This window comes from Planococcus sp. RAB007_Raresut (assembly GCF_057369535.1).
The window spans coordinates 21,955-41,137 of sequence record NZ_JBXYIF010000001.1; the positions used below are offsets into that span (position 1 = coordinate 21,955).

Sequence of the window (19,183 nt, forward strand, 5' to 3'; positions counted from 1 at the left end):
AAAACATGCGATTCCTGATTGCAGTTACTCTGTTTGTTCAAGTGTATATACACAAAAAGAGGCTCCACTGACAGATTGCCTGCCTGTGGAGCCTCTTCGGAGATATTGGTTTTAGCGTTTTTTCGCCTGTCCTTTATTCGTTACAACCGTATAGTTGCCGAATTCGTTGACGCTCAGGGTAAAGGTGTCGCCATCCAGTTCTCCCTGAATGATTTTCCATTTGCCTTTAGCGTCTTCGCGGGCGCCGAATTGGATTTTCACTCCGCTGTCAGTGTCAAAAGTCAAAGTGAAATCAGAATTAAAATCAACATCGATTTCATTTCCTTCCGGATCTGTAACTGAGATGTCGAGCTGCTGCGTCAACGCTGGACGTTTGTCCACCGTTTCTGCGTCATCGACTGCCAGCTCCAGATTGAAGCCTTGTCCGGCAGCATCCGCCAATTGCTGAAGGTTTTCGGCCGTGAAAGTGATATCTGCTGCTGGAAGATCGATCAACAGATCTTTTCCGCTTGTCAGCAATTCTTCGACGGTGCCTTCAGTAAATTCGATTGTCAGCTCACCATCATCGTTAAACTCGCCTGCCGTGATAACAGCAACATCACCTGAATAATCAGGATCCGCTTCCTGTTCGCCCGGCACTGCGGGTTTTGAAAAGTCGATCTGTGCTAGCAATGGATCGTGGTCAGATGCGCGGCCATGTTCTTCCATGAACATAGCGTTGATATGAACCATATCCAGTTCTGTGCGGTCAGCCAGGTTGTTCGTCACCAACAGGTGATCAAGAACCTGGGAATTGCCTTGATAATAATAAGAGAAACGGTCTTCGAGCGGAACATCTTCCACTTTATTAGTTAAAATATCACCTTTTAATGCTTCCATTGCTGGTGTAAATTCAAAATCATTCATATCACCCGCAACAATGACATTCAGGTTAGGGTCTTGTTCAAGCCCTTCCTGGATGAAGCCGTTGATGGCTTCCGCCAGTTCAATGCGCTCTTCTTCAGAACCAAGGAATGGAGGCTGGTTTTGGCCAAATAATGGCTCGTCTCCGCCTTTGGAATTCAAGTGTGTGCCAATGACAACAACCTGTTCACCTTGGAACTCGAATTGTGCCGCAATCGGTTTGCGCGTATTCGGCATCGGGATTGGCTGGATGCGGCCTGGATTCAATGACAATTCACCGTCAACCCATTCCGTATCCTGTGTCGCAGTTCCTTTTGTTCCTTCTGAAAGTGTTACGCGTTCCGGATTATACAGGTAGCCTACGCGGATATTCCCGCCCGGCTGGCCGCCGTCCTCGTTGTATTCAGGTGCGATATCCGTCCATGCGTATGTCGGACCGCCAGCAGCTTCAATATCAGCGATCAATCGTTCGTAACTTGCTGTCGCGTCGCTGTTGCCTGAAGCAATCGGGCCGTCGCTGTCCTGCACTTCCACCATGACGATAATGTCTGGTGAATTCAAATCTTCCACAAATGATTCAGCAATGCGCTGAGCTTTTGCGTCTGAAGTGTGGCTTGGGTCTGCAGAGAAGTTCTCCACATTATAAGCGGCCACAGTCAATTTGTCTTCTTCATTTTCAATCCATGTTTCTTCCGGCGTTGTTCCGCCGTGCACTATTGCCGGAACTTCATTTTCATTTGTCCAAATCTGGTAGTTTCCGAAGCCGTAGCCAAGTACACCCACCGGCATTTCAGCAAATGTGTCGCCAGCTTTGGCGATGACATTTTCACCCGTCGTTACAGTAATGCGTTCCGGGTTATAATCATCTTCCGCAAGCAAAATGCCGCCTTGTTTATGGAAATCATTGTTTGTTGCGTTTTTGGATACGACAAACACTTCGCCGTAATTCTGCGGTCCAACAATTTGTGCATCCGCAACGCCGACACGCATCAATTCAAGCGATTCCCAGAAATCGATGCCGTCTTCTTCCGGATCGAACGAAGTCAATCCGTCATTTTCAATATTTTGAGTCGGAGGGAAAACATCTTCTCCGATGATAAGCGGTTCTGGAAGTTCTGCCGTACCGTCTTTCACTACTTCCGTTGAGCGGATGCGGGTAAGCGGCAGATCGTTAGCGCGCATATCCGAATAGCCTTTATAGAACCATTCTTCCACGGTTCCCGCTACGGTTACAACATCGCCAACAGCAAATGAGGTGCTAGCACTGGATCTGTTTACGATGATCGCTTCTGAAGTCGTCCAGTCGCCATCATCATCCAAGTCCTGGATGACAAAATTCGCGCCGTTGTAGAAATGTGTAATAACGCCAGTAACTTCATCGACTGCTACATCTTCGTAGTCTGAATAATGCCCTTGTCCTTGAATATCACGGATGCGAAGATCTTCTGTTTTTAAAACCGTGTATTCGAATGAAAAGACTTCCGATGTTTCGTCAGCTGCAGCAATCGCTTTGATGACTGTATCCTCTGTCAATACGATCGGAGCTGTGTATTGTGTGCTGGCGGCTGTTGGAGTCGAACCGTCAAGTGTGTAATAAATCGTTGCGTTTTCCCAGCCTGACTGAAGCGTGATCTCTGTGCCTTCCGACACGATCCCCGGGAAAACATCTGCATAGACAGCCGGTTTGTTGACTAAGTCAAAGCTCTCGAAACCAAGTGTCTTAACCTGATAAGCATCATTGAATTTAGAAGCGATTCCTGTCACATGGATCAGGTCACCTTCCTGGTAACGCTGCGTGAATTGCTCAAACGTCACACCGTTGCGGTTATCGTTGCGGATAACTACGGATTCCCCGTTTTCCGCCACAGCAGAAAGTTCGAATGTACCGTAATCATTGACCGCTTGCAGATCTGTAATCGTTACATTCTGCAATTCAACGCGCTCACCTTGCGTTTCTTCGTTCACTCCTGCAGGTGTAATAGTTTGCAAAGCAGGAAGTTCGTTGTTCGACGACAGGACCTCTACCGTGTTCGGCTGCAATTGAAGCTCCCCGCTGTATTCGGACACTGAGCCCGTCAACCGGACGGTATCGCCAGGTGCTACTGTCGCGCTGTTCGTGTAAACATAAAGTCCAGCTGTTTCGTCCTGGACATAAAACGCGTTGCCGCCCCAGAAACCTGTTCCAGTCGTCACAGTCGCATCAACTTGGATCAATTCGCCCTGCATCGTGCGGGCTTCAGCCAAAGAATCGACGGTGGTCGGTTCTGGTGGACCTTCGCCTTCTGATAAAATTTCAAAAGATTTTGGTGACTTCAAACCAGGAACGCTGAAATATGCTTCCAGTGAACCCGTAATGTTAATTTCCGCTTTAAAATTGGTCGGGTTATCGACCAAATTTAAACCTGCTCTTACAGAACCGGTCGGTAATTGCACCGGCAGAATTTTTGCCGGATCTGTTTCATCCGGTGAATCTGCCAATCCTAAATTGGTCGCACTTGTGAAAGGTGCTTCCTGATCATAATTGGTCCCACTGGTGGCTGTCCCCACAATATACCCATTAACCGTGGCCGTGCCAGAGTTATTCGCGATCGCGTCCGCCACCGAGATGGGATCTGCTGCATTCGCAGTCGCCATATATGGCAAAGCTGCTGACAGCACCAATAAAAGACTTAGAAAAATCTTCCCTATTGCGCTTTTCGTCAAACTGTTCACTCCCTCTTTTGTATTTGCGTACGGCATTATTATACAAGAAGAAAATATACACTTTGTTAAAATTATGTAATATTATAATAAATTTACCCGATAGTCCCATGATTCAAAAGATGTATAGAGAGGTATTGATTTTATTTTCCTATTTATCTGTTAATTTTATCTGACTATGCCCCATGGACTTTTCATCCGTGAATGGAATAATTACAAGGAAAATAAAGGGATTTATGATTGTATGATGGAATACTTTTAATATAGAAGAAACGATGGGAGCATGACTATGAAAAAAACAATATTACCTGTATTAATTTTAGTGGCAAGCATTCTTTACATTCTCTTTATTCCGGATGAACCATTGTGGTTTAAGCTCATCTTCAAGCTGATTCCAATGGTGCTGATCATCATGTATGCACTCTTTCGAATGCCTCGCGAAAAATTAAAGATCCACTGGCTGATCCTCACTGGACTTATTTTTTGTTCAATCGGTGACGCGACGCTTCATTGGTTCATCATCGGCCTATCCGCTTTTTTAATCGGTCACCTCTTTTACATAGCCGCATTTTTAACACAATGGAAATACAATCTCTTCCGATTATTGTCCATCTTTCCACTCGGCATTTTCGGTCTGGTGATGGGTGCACGGATGCTCGAAGCGCTGCAGGCCGGCGGTGATGACGCATTAATCGTTCCGGTCCTGTTTTATATTTTCGCCATTATCCTGATGGCCTGGTCCTCATTTATGACCGGGAACCGCTGGCTGATTATCGGCAGCCTGCTCTTTGTCGCATCGGATTCTATACTGGCATGGAATATGTTCGTTGCTCCTGTCTCGTATTCCCATCTGCTGATCATGTCCACCTATTACGGCGCACAATTTTTCATTGCGCACAGCGCGGCAAGTTTCCGAAAGATGAATATCGGGAATAAATAAGCCAGTACGTTACCGCATGAAAGGAAGGAAAATATATATGGATCCGATAAAATATTTGAAACGCTTTGATGCCTACCCCGTCGAAGAGAATTACCTGCAGGATCTGGCAAAGCTCCAATCGCTGCACATGCAGCAAATTCCATTTGAGAATCTGGATGTGATCCGAAAAGTTCCCATCTACCTGAATCTGGAGAGCATCTACGATAAAGTGGTCAATCAGCACCGGGGCGGTTATTGCTATGAACTGAACGGCTTGTTCTGCTGGCTTCTGCAGCAAATCGGTTTTGACGCCAAAATGATTTCAGCGACTGTCGTGAAGAATGACGGCAGCTACGCAAAATCCGATACCCATGCAGCCATCATCGTGGAACTCGACGCCCCTTATCTAGTGGACGCTGGTTTCGGTGATTCGACGATCAGCCCAATCCCTCTCGGAGGCGAGCGCCATACAGACAATAGCGGGACCTATCGGATAGAGGAAGTCGAATCCGACGTTTATGAACTATCTCGGGAAAATGACGGCAACGAAAAAGTGCTGTACCGCTTTACGCTGGAGGAGAAAAAACTGGAGGATTTCCATGAAGGCTGTGTCTTCAATCAGGTATCAGAGGAGTCGACATTTACACACGATGACATTGTGACAAAAGCGACTCCGGATGGCCGTGTCACGCTTTCCGGAACCACTCTCACCCGTACAAAAGACGGCAGGAAAGAGAAAACTGAATTGACCGAAGCTGAAAAAGTGAAACTGCTTGAAGAAGAATTCGGGATCATATTGAATACAGAAAAGCCTCTTCGCATTTGAAGAGGCTTTTTTGAGCTTTTGGATATTTAAAAAAGTTAAACGATATTCCGCAAAACAGCTCCGCTTTCCTGGTGGCTTGCGCTGAGCTAACTCGGTCTCGTTTCACTTCGCCCGAGTGGATCTCAGCACTACGCTCGAAACGGAGTTGGAAAACCAACTCCGTTTCTATTCACCTGGGAGTCTTCGCTGTTTTGCTCCATATCTCAGAAGCCTTTCTATAAGCAACAATTTAATAATTCACTAAGAGGTGAGAAAACTGACACCCGGATTGTATTAACCATTAAAATGAAGCGGCAGGCGGTTACTCCTGCGGGAAGTAGAGCGAGTCGTGAGTCCCCGCAAAGAGCGCAGCGACTGAGGAGGATCAGGCAGCTACCCGCGGAAAGCATCCGCCCAGAACGTAATGATATTAGAAATTGAATGTCTCACTTCAGCTTTTCATGTCCGTTCTTTTTTTCTGCGTTTCCAGATGGAATACGCTGTAAAGAGAACCGCCAGCAATAGACCGATTCCGTAGAACTCAAATTTGTATTCATTAAAAAGAGCTGAGAACCGCTCATAATTGCCGTTCAGGTAATCACCCAGATACAGAATCGTGAAACACCAAGGAAAAATCCCGGTAAATGTAAGCAGCAAATATCTGACCAAGCCGACATTGCTGATGCCTGCCAGATAGGAAATGTAATTTCCTACGCCGAATGGACGCGATAATGCGATGCTCCAGATTCCATAGCGGTTAAAAAAATGACTCGCTTTACTGAGGCCTTTACGGATTTTTTTCCATAAAAGATGCTCTAATTTATTGCCTATAAAATAAGGAATCAAACTAGCCAAACTATAAATGACAGCCATCACAGCAGCGATCGCAACCATCTTTGCCAATGAAAGGTCTAGCAATCCGCCGTATGCCAACACGGCGATGATGCCTGGAAACGGAACCGAAGCCCCTTCAAGAAAAATAGCCCCGAATAGCCCAAACAAACCCATTGCTTCCAGGAACAACAATATCTGATCGATGAGGGATTGGATATCCATCCTTCTCAGCCCCGCTCCAGCATTTGTTGGATCACTTTAAAAATGCTTTTTGAATCACTCAGTTCAATTGATTTCCTGTACCTGTCAGCCGCTTCATTGAATTGTTGCATCATTTTCTCGTCCTGAAGCGCTCTGCAGGTGAAATCAAGCGCATCTTCATCTCTGGGAATCAGCGATACCAATCCCATCTCCTTTAGAATCTGCAAATTGATCTGTTCCTGGCCGGGCAATGCCGACGAAATAAAAATAGGGATGCCTTTTCTGAGCGCTTCCGACACCGTTACACCGCCGGGCTTGCTGATAATGGCGTCCACTTCATCGTAAATTTTGTTCATTTCTTCTTTGGAAGATATATAGGGGTAAGCTTCAGCTAGTTCATCCGGTATGCGTTTGATATCTTCATATAAGCCTTTATTCGCTCCGCAAAGAACCTTGACCCGGCAATTAGTGCCTTTAACTCTCTTTTTGACCAAATCACCCAGGTTTCCCAGTCCCACACTGCCTCCAGACAATAAAATCCGATTCACTGTTGTGGTGCCGGTTTTTTCTTGCCGTGTCCGTTGTTCAAATTTTGGGCTGATGGGGATCCCAGTAACAAAAATCCTGGTTTCATCAATATTATATTTAGACGACAGCGCGTCTTTAACCATCCGGCTGGGCACGAAATGGTAGTCGATATGACTGCAGCCCCACACATCGTTAATAAAAAAATCCGTATAGATATTCAATGTGGGTATATCGCATTCGCCAGATTCTTTTAAACGGTTGATAAAAAGCGAAGCGAAGCCATGGGTACAGACAATCAGATCCGGCTGTTCCCTTTCCAACAGGTCCCTAACTTTATTCATGAATAAGATTTCGTATAATTTATGCGGTCTTTCACTTTTACTGCGATAGGCGAATTGCCGGTATATCCATGCATAGGATTTTGGAAAGCGGCGGATCCATCCAAGATATCCCGCTACGATGCTTTTTTCAAGCCAAGTATTCCATTCACTTAGAATATCCAGCTTCGTGGATGAAATCTCCCCCGTATTCATCTGGATAATCTCTCTAACCGCATCTGCCACTTGGTGATGTCCGGATGGCATGCTGTCCAGCAAAGGGAGAAGCAGCACCTTTTTCATTGGACAGCCTCCAAAAAGCGGGGTTCGGCAATGTATTCTGGCATGGCTTCAAGATGTGGATAGTTTCGCATATCCCCGCGGTAAATCATTTCCATGCTGTCTGAGGAAAAGATGTCGCGCGGTGTCATAAGAGCTGGCGGCTTTTCGGTCAACTGAATATTCCCTGCAGCCAGCGCTTCTGTTACAAATTGCGAACAGAAATAAGCGTTCTTCCGATTGAAATTATAATTGAAAGCAACGGCAAAAAGACCGGTAAAATTATATTTGAACGAATCTTTTTCACGTTCCATCCGTTGAACGTAGTCCCATATCATCTGGTAGCACTCATCACTAAGTTCCATCTTACAGACAGCGCAATCAGCACGCTGAAAAAGATGGTCACGAACATCTTCTTTCACAAATCCGGCGATGAATGCGTTATCCGTTTCTTTTCGGCCAAAGCTGTACATCTGGCTTAAATCTTTGGTAAATGATAGCGAGACATGGCTGAAAGGATATCGTGTACAGTTCTTGATCATTTTGGCCAAATTAGTTTTGGTGTCAGTGAACACTATGTAAATTTCCATCATTTCTTCCCCCTTGCAAAGAATCCCGAGTTTTACTTAGCTTCAGTTTATCTTTCTCTCTATAAACTCACATCAGGCGCCAGACTGTTAATATATGCGACCGGAGACTTAGGCTTTATCGGGACTTATTTATCTATAATTAATTTAACGATTGAGCAAGAGTAAAGTTTCATAAATATTTGTAATTAACTGTTAGATTTATTCCTTATTATAGCCCTGATTACTTAAAAAAGAACCAGAATATTTATTAAGATATTATTAATTTTCATAGAAAAACCCGCTCTTATATGAGCGGGTTCAGTAATCGCAGGCTTTAAACCAGATATTAATTGTTCTTTCCTATCGTATTTCCAATTTCCATGAAGTTCATGAGCCGTTTGGATGCCTTGTATAAGAGATTTTCTCCATCGGCCAAAGCCTCTTCAAGTCCTATCGGCCCTCCTGTAATCGGCATGACTTCAATAACGCCTTCCGTCCCAAGATTTTCTACTCCTAAACCAATCGATCCTGCAAACGCTATAACAGGCACATTGTACTGCATTGCCAATCGACCGATGCCGACAGGGACTTTGCCGAATAAAGATTGTCCGTCTATGCGGCCTTCTCCGGTCAACACTAAATCAGCGCCGACAAGCTGTTCTTCCAGTAGGACCTTACCGACAATCAATTCGAGCCCATTTTGAAATTCAACGTCAAGCAAGGTTTTCAATAAAAAACCGATGCCTCCTGCCGCTCCGCTTCCCGGTTCCTCTCTTTTATCATTGCCGGCAGCCCGCGCGGCGATTGTGGAAAAATGCCGCATGCCGTTTTCGAATCGGCTCAATTGATGTTGTTCGACCCCTTTTTGAGGACCGAACACCGCAATCGCTCCCTCTGTTCCCAAAAGCGGATTTGTCACATCGCTGGCTACGATAAATCGAACGGCTACAAGTCTGTCATCCAATTTCGATAGATCCATCGCGGCGATCCTTTCCAATAGGCCGCCGATATTTACAAGTTCTCTATCCTCATCATCAACGAACCTCACGCCCAGCGCCTGAAACAGTCCCGTGCCCGCATCGATTGTCGCACTTCCCCCTAGCCCGAGTATGACCGTTTCTGCTCCCTGTTCCAGTGCGTCTTTTATCAATTGTCCGGTACCAAAACTGGATGCGTTTTTCGGATCCAGTTCCCCTGGCTTCAGTAAAGGTAAACCTGAAGCGGCGGCTGTTTCAATAATCGCTGTTTTATCTTTTTCAATCCATCCATATGCCGCCTCAATTTCCCGGCCAAGTGGATCTTGAACACGGCAGCTTATTTTCTCTCCACCGCTTCCCCATAGAATCGCATCCACTGTCCCTTCCCCGCCGTCAGCCATCGGCAAAAGAATTGTTTCAGCCAGCGGATTTATTTCATTTATCCCCCGTTTTATGGCTAATGCCGCTTGCATACTCGTCATCGAACCTTTGAACGAATCCGGCGCAATAATGATTTTCATAATGAACCTCCTGAGATTCAGCAAAATTCCATAACAATAATAGAGAAGACGCGCCTTATGTTAAGACACGCCTTCCCGTGAATATTTTTTCATTTATAAAATCAATAACTCTCAATGTCCCATGTGTGTTCAATATCGACTGCGCCTTTGAGTGTCTGTGCCACAGGACATCCTCTGTCAAACACTTTTAGAGCCCGTTCGGCGGCGTCTTCTTTGCCGGCAGGCACTTTCACATGGTAATGGCAGCTGATTTTGGTGATTTTCAAAACACCATCCGGCGCTTCGATGGTGCCTTGGACATCCGCTTTGACTTTGTCTGGTGAAGTCGGTATATGACGCGCTTCCAGCGCGCCTGATAATGTGCCAACCAGTCAGCCGCCCGCGGCAGCTACAATATGGTCCAGTGTAGATGGATATTCAGGATCGGTGTCGACTCCATAAAATTCACGCACGCCGCCGTGGACGCCGAACATGACCGGCTCTTTAAAATCACCGATATAAGCTTCGCGTATTTTATTGGCTGTGTCTTTCTGGAAAATCGTAATCTTCGTCAATTCAATAATATCACTCACAAATATCTCCTTCCTTTTTGTAAGGATATCAATTAACGGATTATTCCGCAAATTAAAATAGTGTTTCTTTTGGCAGCAATGAATTATTCACTGTCTCCAGGAAATTCACCAGATCTTTATCAGTCGTTCCGCGATGAAACGAAATTCTGATGAACTTTCTGGCCACGTCACTTTCAATCCCCATCGCCAGCATTGCAGACATCGCTTCTCCCGCTCCAATTTTACAGGCTGTTCCGGTGGAAATCGCAATTTGATGGCGATTGCACTCTAGCATCATCCATTGCCCTTCTACATGCGGCAATAATAATCCCTGGATAAAAGGTGATTTAGTCGACGGATCGCCTGCAGGAATCACACTGGCCGGCAGCTGTTCAAGCAAAAACGATTGCAGCTTCCTGGCGTTCCTGAAATTTTCAGGCTGTTCCGCCACTGCGATTTTAACAGCGATTGTGGCGGATACAATTCCCGGAACATCAATCGTTCCCGCGCGGAAACCGTTTTGATGGACCGTTCCCTCGTAAACAGATTGCCAGTGGATGCTGGGATCTACGTATACGATGCCGACGCTTTTGGGTCCGCCAATTTTATGAGCTGAGAAAACAGCGGAGGCAACTCCGCTTTCCGATAGATTAACAGGTATTTTACCTAAACCTTGAACCATATCCGAATGAAGCGGAACATCAAAGCGTTTGGCATACGCCGCACAATAGGCAACATCCTGGATCGCCCCCATTTCAGAATTGACCAGCTGCATAATGACGAGTGCCGTTTGTTCATCCACCGCATATTCAAATTCTTTCCGGTTCAGATTTCCGAATTCGTCTACCGGCAAATACTCCACAATATATCCTTCCTTTTCCAACTCGTGCAAAACGGCCAGTACAGATGCGTGTTCCAAAGATGTCGAAATGATTTTCCTGCAATGTCCGGGTCTCCCTTTCAATAACGAACGGATGGCCAATTGATTTCCTTCAGAGGCACTGCCGGTAAAGTAAAATCCTTCAGGTCTGGCATCCAATAAATTTCCCAGGATCCGCCGACAGGAATCCGCATAATTCGCCGCTTCTGTTCCGGCATCATGAAGGCTTTGTGTATTGCCGTATGCCTGTTCCGCAGTTTCCAAATATGCCTGTAAAGCTTCTTTTCTCATGGGAATTGTAGCCGCTGCGTCCAAATAGCTTTTCATCTCTTTATCAAAATCCCTTCAAAATGCATTTTAGCCTTGTATTCACTGTATCTTTATGTCATTAATAGTGTCAAGACACTTGTAAAGAAGGTGTAAAGTTTTGTTTGATGTTTGTATTATCGGCGGCGGAGCAGCCGGCTTGATGCTCGCTCATTCTCTGCCTCCTTCCTATAAGATTGTCGTATTGACAAAATATGCTCCTGATATCGCTAATTCGACTCTGGCACAGGGTGGAATCGCAGCCAGCCTCGACATAACCGATTCACCGGAAGCACACGCTTTAGATACTTTACTGGCGACAGCAGGCCACGCCAGCTCCGAACGGGTCGGGATGCTGACACGTGATGGGCAAATTGCCGTCAAAAAACTGATGGCGGAAGGACTGCCCTACGATCAGGACGAATCGGGACAACCGATACTCGGGATGGAAGGCGCACACAGCACCCGCAGAATCCTGCATTCAGGCGGCGATCAGACCGGAAAAATTCTGATGGAGTATTTAATGAAGAAAAACGAAAATAAAATTCATTTATTGATCCATCACCAGGCACTCGAACTCATTACGGAAAACGGAAAATGCTTCGGCGCAGTTGCAAGCGATCGAAATGGGCAACGAAAAGTGATACTCGCTCGCCATACCGTCCTTGCAACAGGGGGAATCGGCGCATTATATAGCCACACTTCCAATTCACCTGTAGCAGGAGGCGAAGGTTTGTCGCTCGCTTATCGCGCCGGAGCTGTTTTGGAAGATCTCGAGTTCGTCCAGTTCCATCCAACTATTTTGACGATCGACGGAAAATCCAAAGGGCTTATTTCAGAAGCTGTCCGCGGTGAAGGTGCGTTTTTGGTCAATAAAGACGGCGGCGCCATAATGCGTGATGTTCATCCTTTAAGGGAACTTGCTCCTCGGGATATCGTTGCCCGCGCCATCGAATGGCATTGGCAAAAGCAAGGTCCTGTTTTTCTCGATGCGCGGCATATCCACGGATTCAGGTCCAAGTTCCCCGCAATCTGGAAAAATTGCCGTGCTCACGGCATCGAACCAGCTGAGGATCTGCTGCCGGTTCGGCCGGGAGCTCATTTTCATATGGGCGGCGTGAAAACGGACGACAAAGGCGCGACGAATATCGGCGGCTTGTATGCCATCGGAGAAGTAGCGTCCAGCGGCGTCCACGGCGCCAACCGGCTGGCAAGCAACTCGCTGCTCGAAGCAATTGTTTTCGCAAAAAGGCTGGCAGATCATTTAGTTGAACAAAACACGGTTTCTGCTGAGCCCTTCGAAATTCAGGTTCGTGTCCCAGAATCCGTAATGCATCCCGCCCCTTTCGTCTTTTCTGAAATGGAGTTGATGCGTTCGAGCATGACCAACTCCATTGGCATCTTGCGGAACAAAGAACAATTAAGCGCGTTTATCACAGAATACCCCCTGCTTCCGGTTCATGACCTGCTGGCGCTCAGCAATGAAAATATCAGTAAGTACCATCAAACAACAGCGTGTTCACTGCTTGCGGCCGCCGCTTATTTACGCAATGAAAGCCGAGGCGCGCATTTCAGGACAGACACGCCTTCCCAAAGAGACGAATGGCAAGGAAAAGTGATTGAACTGTCTATAGCCGGATCGGCGATTACAAATCGAAAAATTCACAGCAAGGAGACTGTTTAATGAACAGATTAATAGCAGAAAAAGCTTTAAGGCACTTTTTAATTGAAGACATCGGGGAACGTGACGCTTCGTCAGTCATCTTTAATGACACGGATGAAGGTGAAGCAATTGTACGAGCAAAGGCTGAAGGCATAGTCGCCGGAGTACATATTTTTGACTGGGGTTATACTCTTCTTGATCCGTTGGTTAGAGTGGAATTGCTAAAAAAAGACGGCGACACAGTCAAAGCAGGTGATCCGATTGTCCGGATTACTGGAAAAGTATCGCAAATCTTGTCGGGTGAACGGGTTTTTCTCAATCTTGTGCAGCGCATGAGTGCAATTGCAACACTAACAAAACAATGTGTGGATGCACTTGGCACCACCCACACCCGCATCGTCGATACGAGAAAAACGACCCCTGGCCTTCGCATGTTCGAAAAATATGCGGTAAGAGCTGGCGGCGGATTTAACCACCGCAACGGCCTATACGATGCGGTGATGCTGAAAGACAATCATATAGCTGCTGCCGGTTCCATTACGGATGCTGTAAAAAAAGCGCGGTCTGCGCATGGCCATATGATGATGGTTGAGGTTGAAGTGGAAACAAAAGAACAATTAATGGAAGCGATAGAAGCATCACCTGATGTCATCATGTTCGATAATCAAACGCCCGAAACCATGAAACACTGGGTCCAGCTTGTGCCCCCTCCTATCCGCACTGAAGCATCAGGAGGCATCGATTTGGCAAAATTGCAGGATTACAAAGACACCGGCGTTGATGTCATATCCATCGGCGCTTTGACACACAGTGTCAGCAATCTTGATATGAGTATGAATTTAAGCATTTCACATAAGGAGGCTATTACTCAATGACTTCATTAATGGATGAACTTCAAATGGCTGACGCTATGCCATCGGAATATTTAACAGCGCCTGCCAGCGAGCTGCATGAACGCGCTGCACGCGCAAAACAAATTCTCGGTGACCGTTTATTTATCTTGGGCCACCATTACCAGAAAGACGAAGTGATCCGTTATGCTGATGTTACTGGGGATTCACTCCAGCTTTCACAAATTGCCGGGCAACAGACTGCGGACTTTATTTTATTCTGCGGCGTCCATTTCATGGCTGAAACAGCCGACATTTTGACTACACCGGAACAAGCAGTCATCCTGCCAGACATGCGAGCGGGCTGTTCGATGGCCGATATGGCAAATATCGACCAGACCGAGCGGGCCTGGCTGAATCTGCAGGAATATTTCGGTGACACGATTGTTCCCCTAACTTATGTAAATTCCACTGCAGCCATAAAAGCCTTTGTCGGCAGAAATGGCGGCGCTACGGTCACTTCTTCGAATGCCGTTGAAATGGTGGAATGGGCACTTGGACAAAAGCAGCGCATGCTGTTCCTCCCCGACCAGCACCTCGGAAGAAACACTGCAGTAAAATTGGGCATTCCACTAGAGCAGATGGCAATCTGGGATCCAATTAAACAAAATCTTGAATTGAAATGTGAACTCGAAGACGTTCAGGTTATACTTTGGAAAGGACATTGTTCCGTACATATGAACTTTCTGCCGAAACATGTGGAAATTCTGCGGGACAAAGAACCGGACCGCAATATTCTCGTCCATCCGGAATGCACTTATGAAGTCGTCAGCATCTCTGATTACGCTGGTTCGACGAAATACATCATTGATATGATCGAAGCTTCAGAACCCGGTTCAAAATGGGCGATCGGCACTGAAATGAATCTCGTCAACCGCCTGATCAAAGATTATCCTGACCGTGATATCGTATCCCTTAACCCGTATATGTGTCCTTGCCTGACAATGAATAGAATCGACTTGCCTCATTTAACATGGGCACTGGAAGAATTGATGGAAGGCAGAGTGATCAACAGGATTTCTGTCGACTCAAAAACCGCCCAAGAAGCGGTTTCGGCTTTGGAGAAGATGCTATAAATAAAAAATGAAAATCCCGGCCATCAACTTTCTGATGGCCGGGATTTTCTATACTATTAATAGCTCAATGCTTTTTGATAAATCCAGGTCTTCAAGTTTCCGATCGATGGGAAATGGATGGATTCACCGGTTGCCTTGTTTTCGGCTTTAATGATTACATCAAATTCATTGGGAGTAAATGACCAGCCTTCGTTCATCAAAGTGCGCGTCATTTTTACAATCATACTAGAACCTTTGATCGTTTCTAAACTCATCGGTCTCAACTCCTCTTTAGGGATAAATTGCTTCCCTTTATTTTATTTCAAATTGAAGATAAATGAAAGTTTATTGATTTATACCTTAATTTTTCAGATTCTAAACCTTTCGATTTAGTTATTTCATATTTTTATTATGTAAACAAAACAACTATGTATAGATACTGATTAACTTTGTATAGCTATTTAACTTATAAATAAAACACTTCATAAATAAAAAACAGAGGTCAATATTGACCCCCGCTTTGCTCCTTGCTTATAGCTTTTAAATGGGTTTCCAGGATACCCCTTGTCCTTTCAGGATTCCCTTCCGCCCCTTGCAGCATAGAATTCAGCGCCAGGCCATCCATCAAGCCGTAGAGCCTGTCCGTTTCCAAACTCAGATCCGTGTCTTTTTTCAAAAGATTCAACATCACAAGGTTGGACATCACTGATTTCACAGCCTGGTAGACGCTGTCGCGGCCTCTATCATAGGCTTTCCTCGAGTATTTAGAATGCAGTTTGAAAATGAGCCGCGCCTCAGGTGCCGAGTCCCCGCCCCCGCTTTCAGGCAGCAAGCCTGTCAGCAGCTTAAGCACTTTTTCCTGAGGAGGCAGATCCGCCATAAATAATTCCGATGTCCGTTCAGCCAGATTGGCATGAACCAGGTCTTCTGTATAAGCCAATAGTTCTTCCTGTGATGTGAAATAATAACGCAACGCTCCCAGTGTAATTCCGGCCTCCTTTGCGATATTCCTTACTGACGCGCCTTCCATACCCTCCTTCAAAAGAATTTTCCATGCGGCATGTGCGATATCCAGCTTTTTGCTTTCGTGATCTATAAGTTTTGGCATACATCCATTTTATCAGAATACTTTTATTATTCAATAAATATGATACAGGTGTATCAAATAAATTCAATGCCCGGAATCTAATTAATACACTCGTATCATCAAAAAGTTAATAACTTTGCCGCTTTGTGGATAACCCCGTTTCCCTGTGGGTTACTGGATAACCCCTTTCTACAGGGGTTCATCGGCATTCAGAGTCTGAGCATCCTTATCAGAAATATGATCACGCTACCGAAAATTACGAACAGAAAGATCGGCATGAAGAATACACCCAAACCTTCTGCAGCACCGGCCGCCACACGAATTCCCTGGAAGATAAGAAAACTGAACAAAAGGACGGATTCATTCTTCAGCACATTGATCATCAATTGGCCGTTGCGGTATTGCGCTTCGATATTGTTTTCTCTCAAATTCAAGTAATTGAATAGATGCGGATACCTTTCCAGGACTGTCATCGGAATCCACAGCAATACTGCAACCCCTGGTAAAATCCACAATTCCATTTTGCTTCCCCATCTGTCGACATTGCCTTCTCCGTCATAATGTCCAGGAACTCTGTCCGGCAAAGAAGAAAACTGGGTGATGAGATAAATGACGACAGCAGCGAAAACAAAAATCGTCAGCCAATCCAAGAATTTTGCAAACAAAGATTTCGGTATTTTCATTGCAGGCTGTTTCTTCATCGGTTCCCCTCCCCTCTCCAGTTATTTTACGAAAAAAATCCTCTAAAGTTTCAACAAAGGAAAAACCATTCCACTTGATCAGCGGAATGGCCTGAATATAAATTTAAGAAGCTCATTACTCCAAGTTTTTTATTTCACCCATAAAAAGGATAGCGCCTGACTCAACATCTGTAATGGCCAGGAAAAATGGCCTTTCAATTTTCATCATAAACGGTGGCTCTGCATCCCCGGATTCTCCTACAGTAATTGAAGTCGCCGCAGCTGCTTCGGTTCCGTCTTCATTAATATCAAGATAAGTTTTTTGGGCAATTGAAGTGACCACTAATTCAGCATCTTCTTGGACTATATAAGGAAACTCTGCATTTCCATCGAAAGCGCTTGGCATACCCAGTTCTTTCATTGCATCATTCAATATAATTTCATATTCCATTTTAAATTTCGGCATCAAGACTTTTCCTTGCCGGCCGCTGAATTCTGCGTTCCATCGTTTCCAGTTTTCTGTATTCAGCGTCTCTCTGAATTCTTCCAGACTTGAACTGCCTCTAGGCAAAAATAACTTCATATCCATTTCGCCTTCCCCGTAAGGCAGTGAGACCGCCTGAAAACTGTCCGTTTCGAGATATGAGAGTCTTTCTTCCAATTTCATCATTTGGACCGTGCTCTTTTCCCCTCCTTCCCCCATAAATGTGCTTTCCTTCGTTGCGCCGGCTTCAAATTTATGCTGCCAATCCCCTTTGAAATAAACAGCATTCAAAAGTACAGCCGTAATATTCGAGTCTAAAGGTTCTTCCACCATGTTCTTTATTTTATCGTTCGTCGCCTCTTGTACCCAATCATTGATTTCAACCGCTGATGCATTATCCGAGATATCGATCTCCTCAATTTTCGCATTAAAATAATCACGGTTGTTTGCGGCGAAGTTCTCTTGGTAATGGTAATTATCGTTCAGCCAAATGGAATTGCCGATCCGAAGTTCTATCTCCTCCGTGTCAGAAGCTAGGATGGACATCAGTGAGGCATTCGCCTGATTCAAGTCACCCGCCTCTATCCCCTTCACTCCCAATACTTCCGAAATCTCATTTTTCGTGGCACCTTCAGCCCCGTTATAAAGCATGGAAAGTGCCATATAAAGACTGACAGGAGAGATAAACGGGTTGCTCCCTTCACCTTTTCCACTGACTTCGGACAATAAATTCATGCCCAAAAGATTACTGGCATCCACTATCTCCAAATAATCGTCTTCCTTGAATTCCGCATTTCTTGACGGTTCCAGGCTGCCTGGACCGCTTGCCCCTTTTGACAAGCCGCATCCTGTCAGCAAAATCATCATAGCTACTGAAACTGTAAGCATTCTTTTTTTCGTCATCTGCTCACCCACCTTTATACAGTAGACTGTTAAGAATGGGGAAAGTTACAATATCTTCGAGCTTATCAACGATGCAGCCAGCACAATTAATCCAAATAAAAAAAGCCGCTCCAGCAAACAGCTGGAGCGGCTTCGTTATTTCTAGCTATTGCCGAGGAGCGTATTATAATCCTCTTTTATCCTTCTTGTCATTGAACAAGCCTTTATTGGCGTTATTATCTTCATCAATATCAGCTTCTTCACGGCGTACCGTCTCGCTGACATGTTCTGTATCTTTGACTTTACGTTTTCCGACAACCAATTCCTCACTGACGACATCATCTTTCGAAACATTTACACGTTCCTCATTGACATCGACATGAATCGAATCTTTTTCGTTAAAACCATCCCGATCATTTAAGCCCGAACCTGTTTGTTCGTTGACCGGACGACGTTCCACGTATACTTCTTCACGCTCAACTGGAACATCGATGGATTGATCTTCTTCCACAACGTGTTTGCCGACATTAACCTCACCTGTCTGCACACGTTCCTTGTCTACATTCAAACGTTCTTCATGCAGTTTTAGGCTTTCTTCTTCAGTACCTCTTCCGGTGCCGGTACCAGCACCAGAATAATTGCTTCGGCTCATATCTGAGTCAGCAGCAGTTCTGCTGCCTGATGCGAATGTGCCGGAAGTCCCCGCATAATCGCGGTCTACATATAACAGAATGCGGCCGTTTTCTACATGGCTGCCGTAATCCGTATCACGCGTGTTGTCATCGCTGACATTGCGGTACGAACTTCTTTCCGTATCATCACTGGAAAACAGATTGGTGAATTTATCTTTCCAATTGCTGTCTTTATCACCTGACGTGATGTTGGTTCTTGTCTTATCCTGAAGAGTATCGATATTTGCGCCATCTTTGGCTACCACATACATATCCTCTTCACGATAACCTTGTTCTTTCAACTCTTCGATTTTCTTGAAAACCTGTGCCTGTAATTCGAATGTTCCTACCAATTTGTCGTTATTATTATTGTTCACCATCATAAAACCTCCAATTAAATTGTGATGTCTTCTTTCTGATGAAGCTAGTATCTGTCTACCCCGTGGCACTCAATTTAAACCTTTAAGGCTCTGAACTCCTG

18 protein-coding genes are annotated in these 19,183 nt (G+C 45.3%); 5 read left to right on the forward strand and 13 right to left on the reverse strand.

Features of this window, described 5'->3' with window-relative positions; translation table 11 throughout:
• Nucleotides 1-111: 111 nt before the first annotated feature.
• A complete protein-coding gene (locus AC2Q9J_RS00120; RefSeq protein ID WP_499036232.1) occupies nucleotides 112-3,615 on the reverse strand; it encodes a DUF8508 domain-containing protein in 3,504 nt (1,167 codons plus the stop codon).
• A 277-nt stretch (nucleotides 3,616-3,892) separates the two neighbouring features.
• On the opposite strand from AC2Q9J_RS00120, the gene AC2Q9J_RS00125 reads away from it, so the two are divergent.
• Nucleotides 3,893-4,543, forward strand: coding sequence for a lysoplasmalogenase (locus tag AC2Q9J_RS00125; protein WP_499036234.1), 651 nt, complete (start codon nucleotides 3,893-3,895; stop codon nucleotides 4,541-4,543).
• 37 nt (nucleotides 4,544-4,580) lie between these two features.
• Entirely contained in the window at nucleotides 4,581-5,348 is a 768-nt protein-coding gene (locus AC2Q9J_RS00130) for an arylamine N-acetyltransferase family protein (protein ID WP_499036236.1), read from the forward strand.
• A gap of 438 nt (nucleotides 5,349-5,786) precedes the next feature.
• On the opposite strand, the gene AC2Q9J_RS00135 is transcribed toward AC2Q9J_RS00130, so the two are convergent.
• From AC2Q9J_RS00135 to AC2Q9J_RS00165, 7 genes are all read right to left on the reverse strand, one after another.
• A complete protein-coding gene (locus AC2Q9J_RS00135; protein WP_499036238.1) occupies nucleotides 5,787-6,383 on the reverse strand; it encodes a DedA family protein in 597 nt (198 codons plus the stop codon).
• Nucleotides 6,384-6,388: 5 nt separating this feature from the next.
• Entirely contained in the window at nucleotides 6,389-7,510 is a 1,122-nt protein-coding gene (locus AC2Q9J_RS00140) for an MGDG synthase family glycosyltransferase (protein ID WP_499036240.1), read from the reverse strand.
• A complete protein-coding gene (locus tag AC2Q9J_RS00145; RefSeq protein ID WP_499036242.1) occupies nucleotides 7,507-8,076 on the reverse strand; it encodes a hypothetical protein in 570 nt (189 codons plus the stop codon). The genes AC2Q9J_RS00140 and AC2Q9J_RS00145 overlap by 4 nt, the downstream gene beginning before the upstream one ends.
• A gap of 325 nt (nucleotides 8,077-8,401) precedes the next feature.
• A complete protein-coding gene (locus AC2Q9J_RS00150) occupies nucleotides 8,402-9,553 on the reverse strand; it encodes a glycerate kinase (protein ID WP_499036244.1) in 1,152 nt (383 codons plus the stop codon).
• A 101-nt stretch (nucleotides 9,554-9,654) separates the two neighbouring features.
• Nucleotides 9,655-9,924, reverse strand: a complete 270-nt coding sequence (locus tag AC2Q9J_RS00155) for an OsmC family protein (protein ID WP_499037316.1) — start codon at nucleotides 9,922-9,924, stop codon at nucleotides 9,655-9,657.
• The gene (locus tag AC2Q9J_RS00160) at nucleotides 9,925-10,125 is read right to left on the reverse strand and encodes a hypothetical protein (RefSeq protein WP_499036246.1); all 201 of its coding nucleotides are present in this window, start codon (nucleotides 10,123-10,125) and stop codon (nucleotides 9,925-9,927) included.
• A gap of 52 nt (nucleotides 10,126-10,177) precedes the next feature.
• On the reverse strand, nucleotides 10,178-11,311 hold the full coding sequence (locus AC2Q9J_RS00165; RefSeq protein ID WP_499036248.1) for an IscS subfamily cysteine desulfurase: 1,134 nt from the start codon (nucleotides 11,309-11,311) through the stop codon (nucleotides 10,178-10,180).
• 100 nt (nucleotides 11,312-11,411) lie between these two features.
• Between AC2Q9J_RS00165 and nadB the strand changes: the two genes are divergently transcribed.
• The 3 genes from nadB to nadA are packed head-to-tail and all read left to right on the forward strand — an operon-like array spanning nucleotide 11,412 to nucleotide 14,919.
• Nucleotides 11,412-12,974, forward strand: coding sequence for an L-aspartate oxidase (gene nadB / locus AC2Q9J_RS00170; protein ID WP_499036251.1), 1,563 nt, complete (start codon nucleotides 11,412-11,414; stop codon nucleotides 12,972-12,974).
• Complete coding sequence (gene nadC, locus AC2Q9J_RS00175) at nucleotides 12,974-13,828, forward strand: carboxylating nicotinate-nucleotide diphosphorylase (RefSeq protein ID WP_499036253.1); 855 nt, start codon at nucleotides 12,974-12,976, stop codon at nucleotides 13,826-13,828. Before nadB ends, nadC begins: the two co-directional genes overlap by 1 nt.
• Nucleotides 13,825-14,919, forward strand: a complete 1,095-nt coding sequence (nadA, locus tag AC2Q9J_RS00180; RefSeq protein ID WP_499036255.1) for a quinolinate synthase NadA — start codon at nucleotides 13,825-13,827, stop codon at nucleotides 14,917-14,919. Before nadC ends, nadA begins: the two co-directional genes overlap by 4 nt.
• Before the next feature lie 56 nt (nucleotides 14,920-14,975).
• Here nadA and AC2Q9J_RS00185 read toward each other — a convergent pair whose 3' ends face one another.
• From AC2Q9J_RS00185 to AC2Q9J_RS00205, 5 genes are all read right to left on the reverse strand, one after another.
• Nucleotides 14,976-15,173: a hypothetical protein gene (locus AC2Q9J_RS00185; RefSeq protein ID WP_499036256.1), complete on the reverse strand. Its 198-nt coding sequence runs from the start codon at nucleotides 15,171-15,173 to the stop codon at nucleotides 14,976-14,978.
• Between the two features lie 227 nt (nucleotides 15,174-15,400).
• On the reverse strand, nucleotides 15,401-16,006 hold the full coding sequence (locus tag AC2Q9J_RS00190) for a TetR/AcrR family transcriptional regulator (RefSeq protein WP_499036258.1): 606 nt from the start codon (nucleotides 16,004-16,006) through the stop codon (nucleotides 15,401-15,403).
• Nucleotides 16,007-16,194: 188 nt separating this feature from the next.
• Nucleotides 16,195-16,686 (reverse strand): DUF1648 domain-containing protein, encoded by a 492-nt coding sequence (locus AC2Q9J_RS00195; RefSeq protein ID WP_499036260.1) that lies wholly within the window; start codon nucleotides 16,684-16,686, stop codon nucleotides 16,195-16,197.
• 115 nt (nucleotides 16,687-16,801) lie between these two features.
• The gene (locus AC2Q9J_RS00200; RefSeq protein ID WP_499036262.1) at nucleotides 16,802-18,052 is read right to left on the reverse strand and encodes a serpin family protein; all 1,251 of its coding nucleotides are present in this window, start codon (nucleotides 18,050-18,052) and stop codon (nucleotides 16,802-16,804) included.
• A gap of 163 nt (nucleotides 18,053-18,215) precedes the next feature.
• The gene (locus tag AC2Q9J_RS00205) at nucleotides 18,216-19,082 is read right to left on the reverse strand and encodes a DUF2382 domain-containing protein (RefSeq protein ID WP_499036264.1); all 867 of its coding nucleotides are present in this window, start codon (nucleotides 19,080-19,082) and stop codon (nucleotides 18,216-18,218) included.
• Nucleotides 19,083-19,183 lie beyond the last annotated feature (101 nt).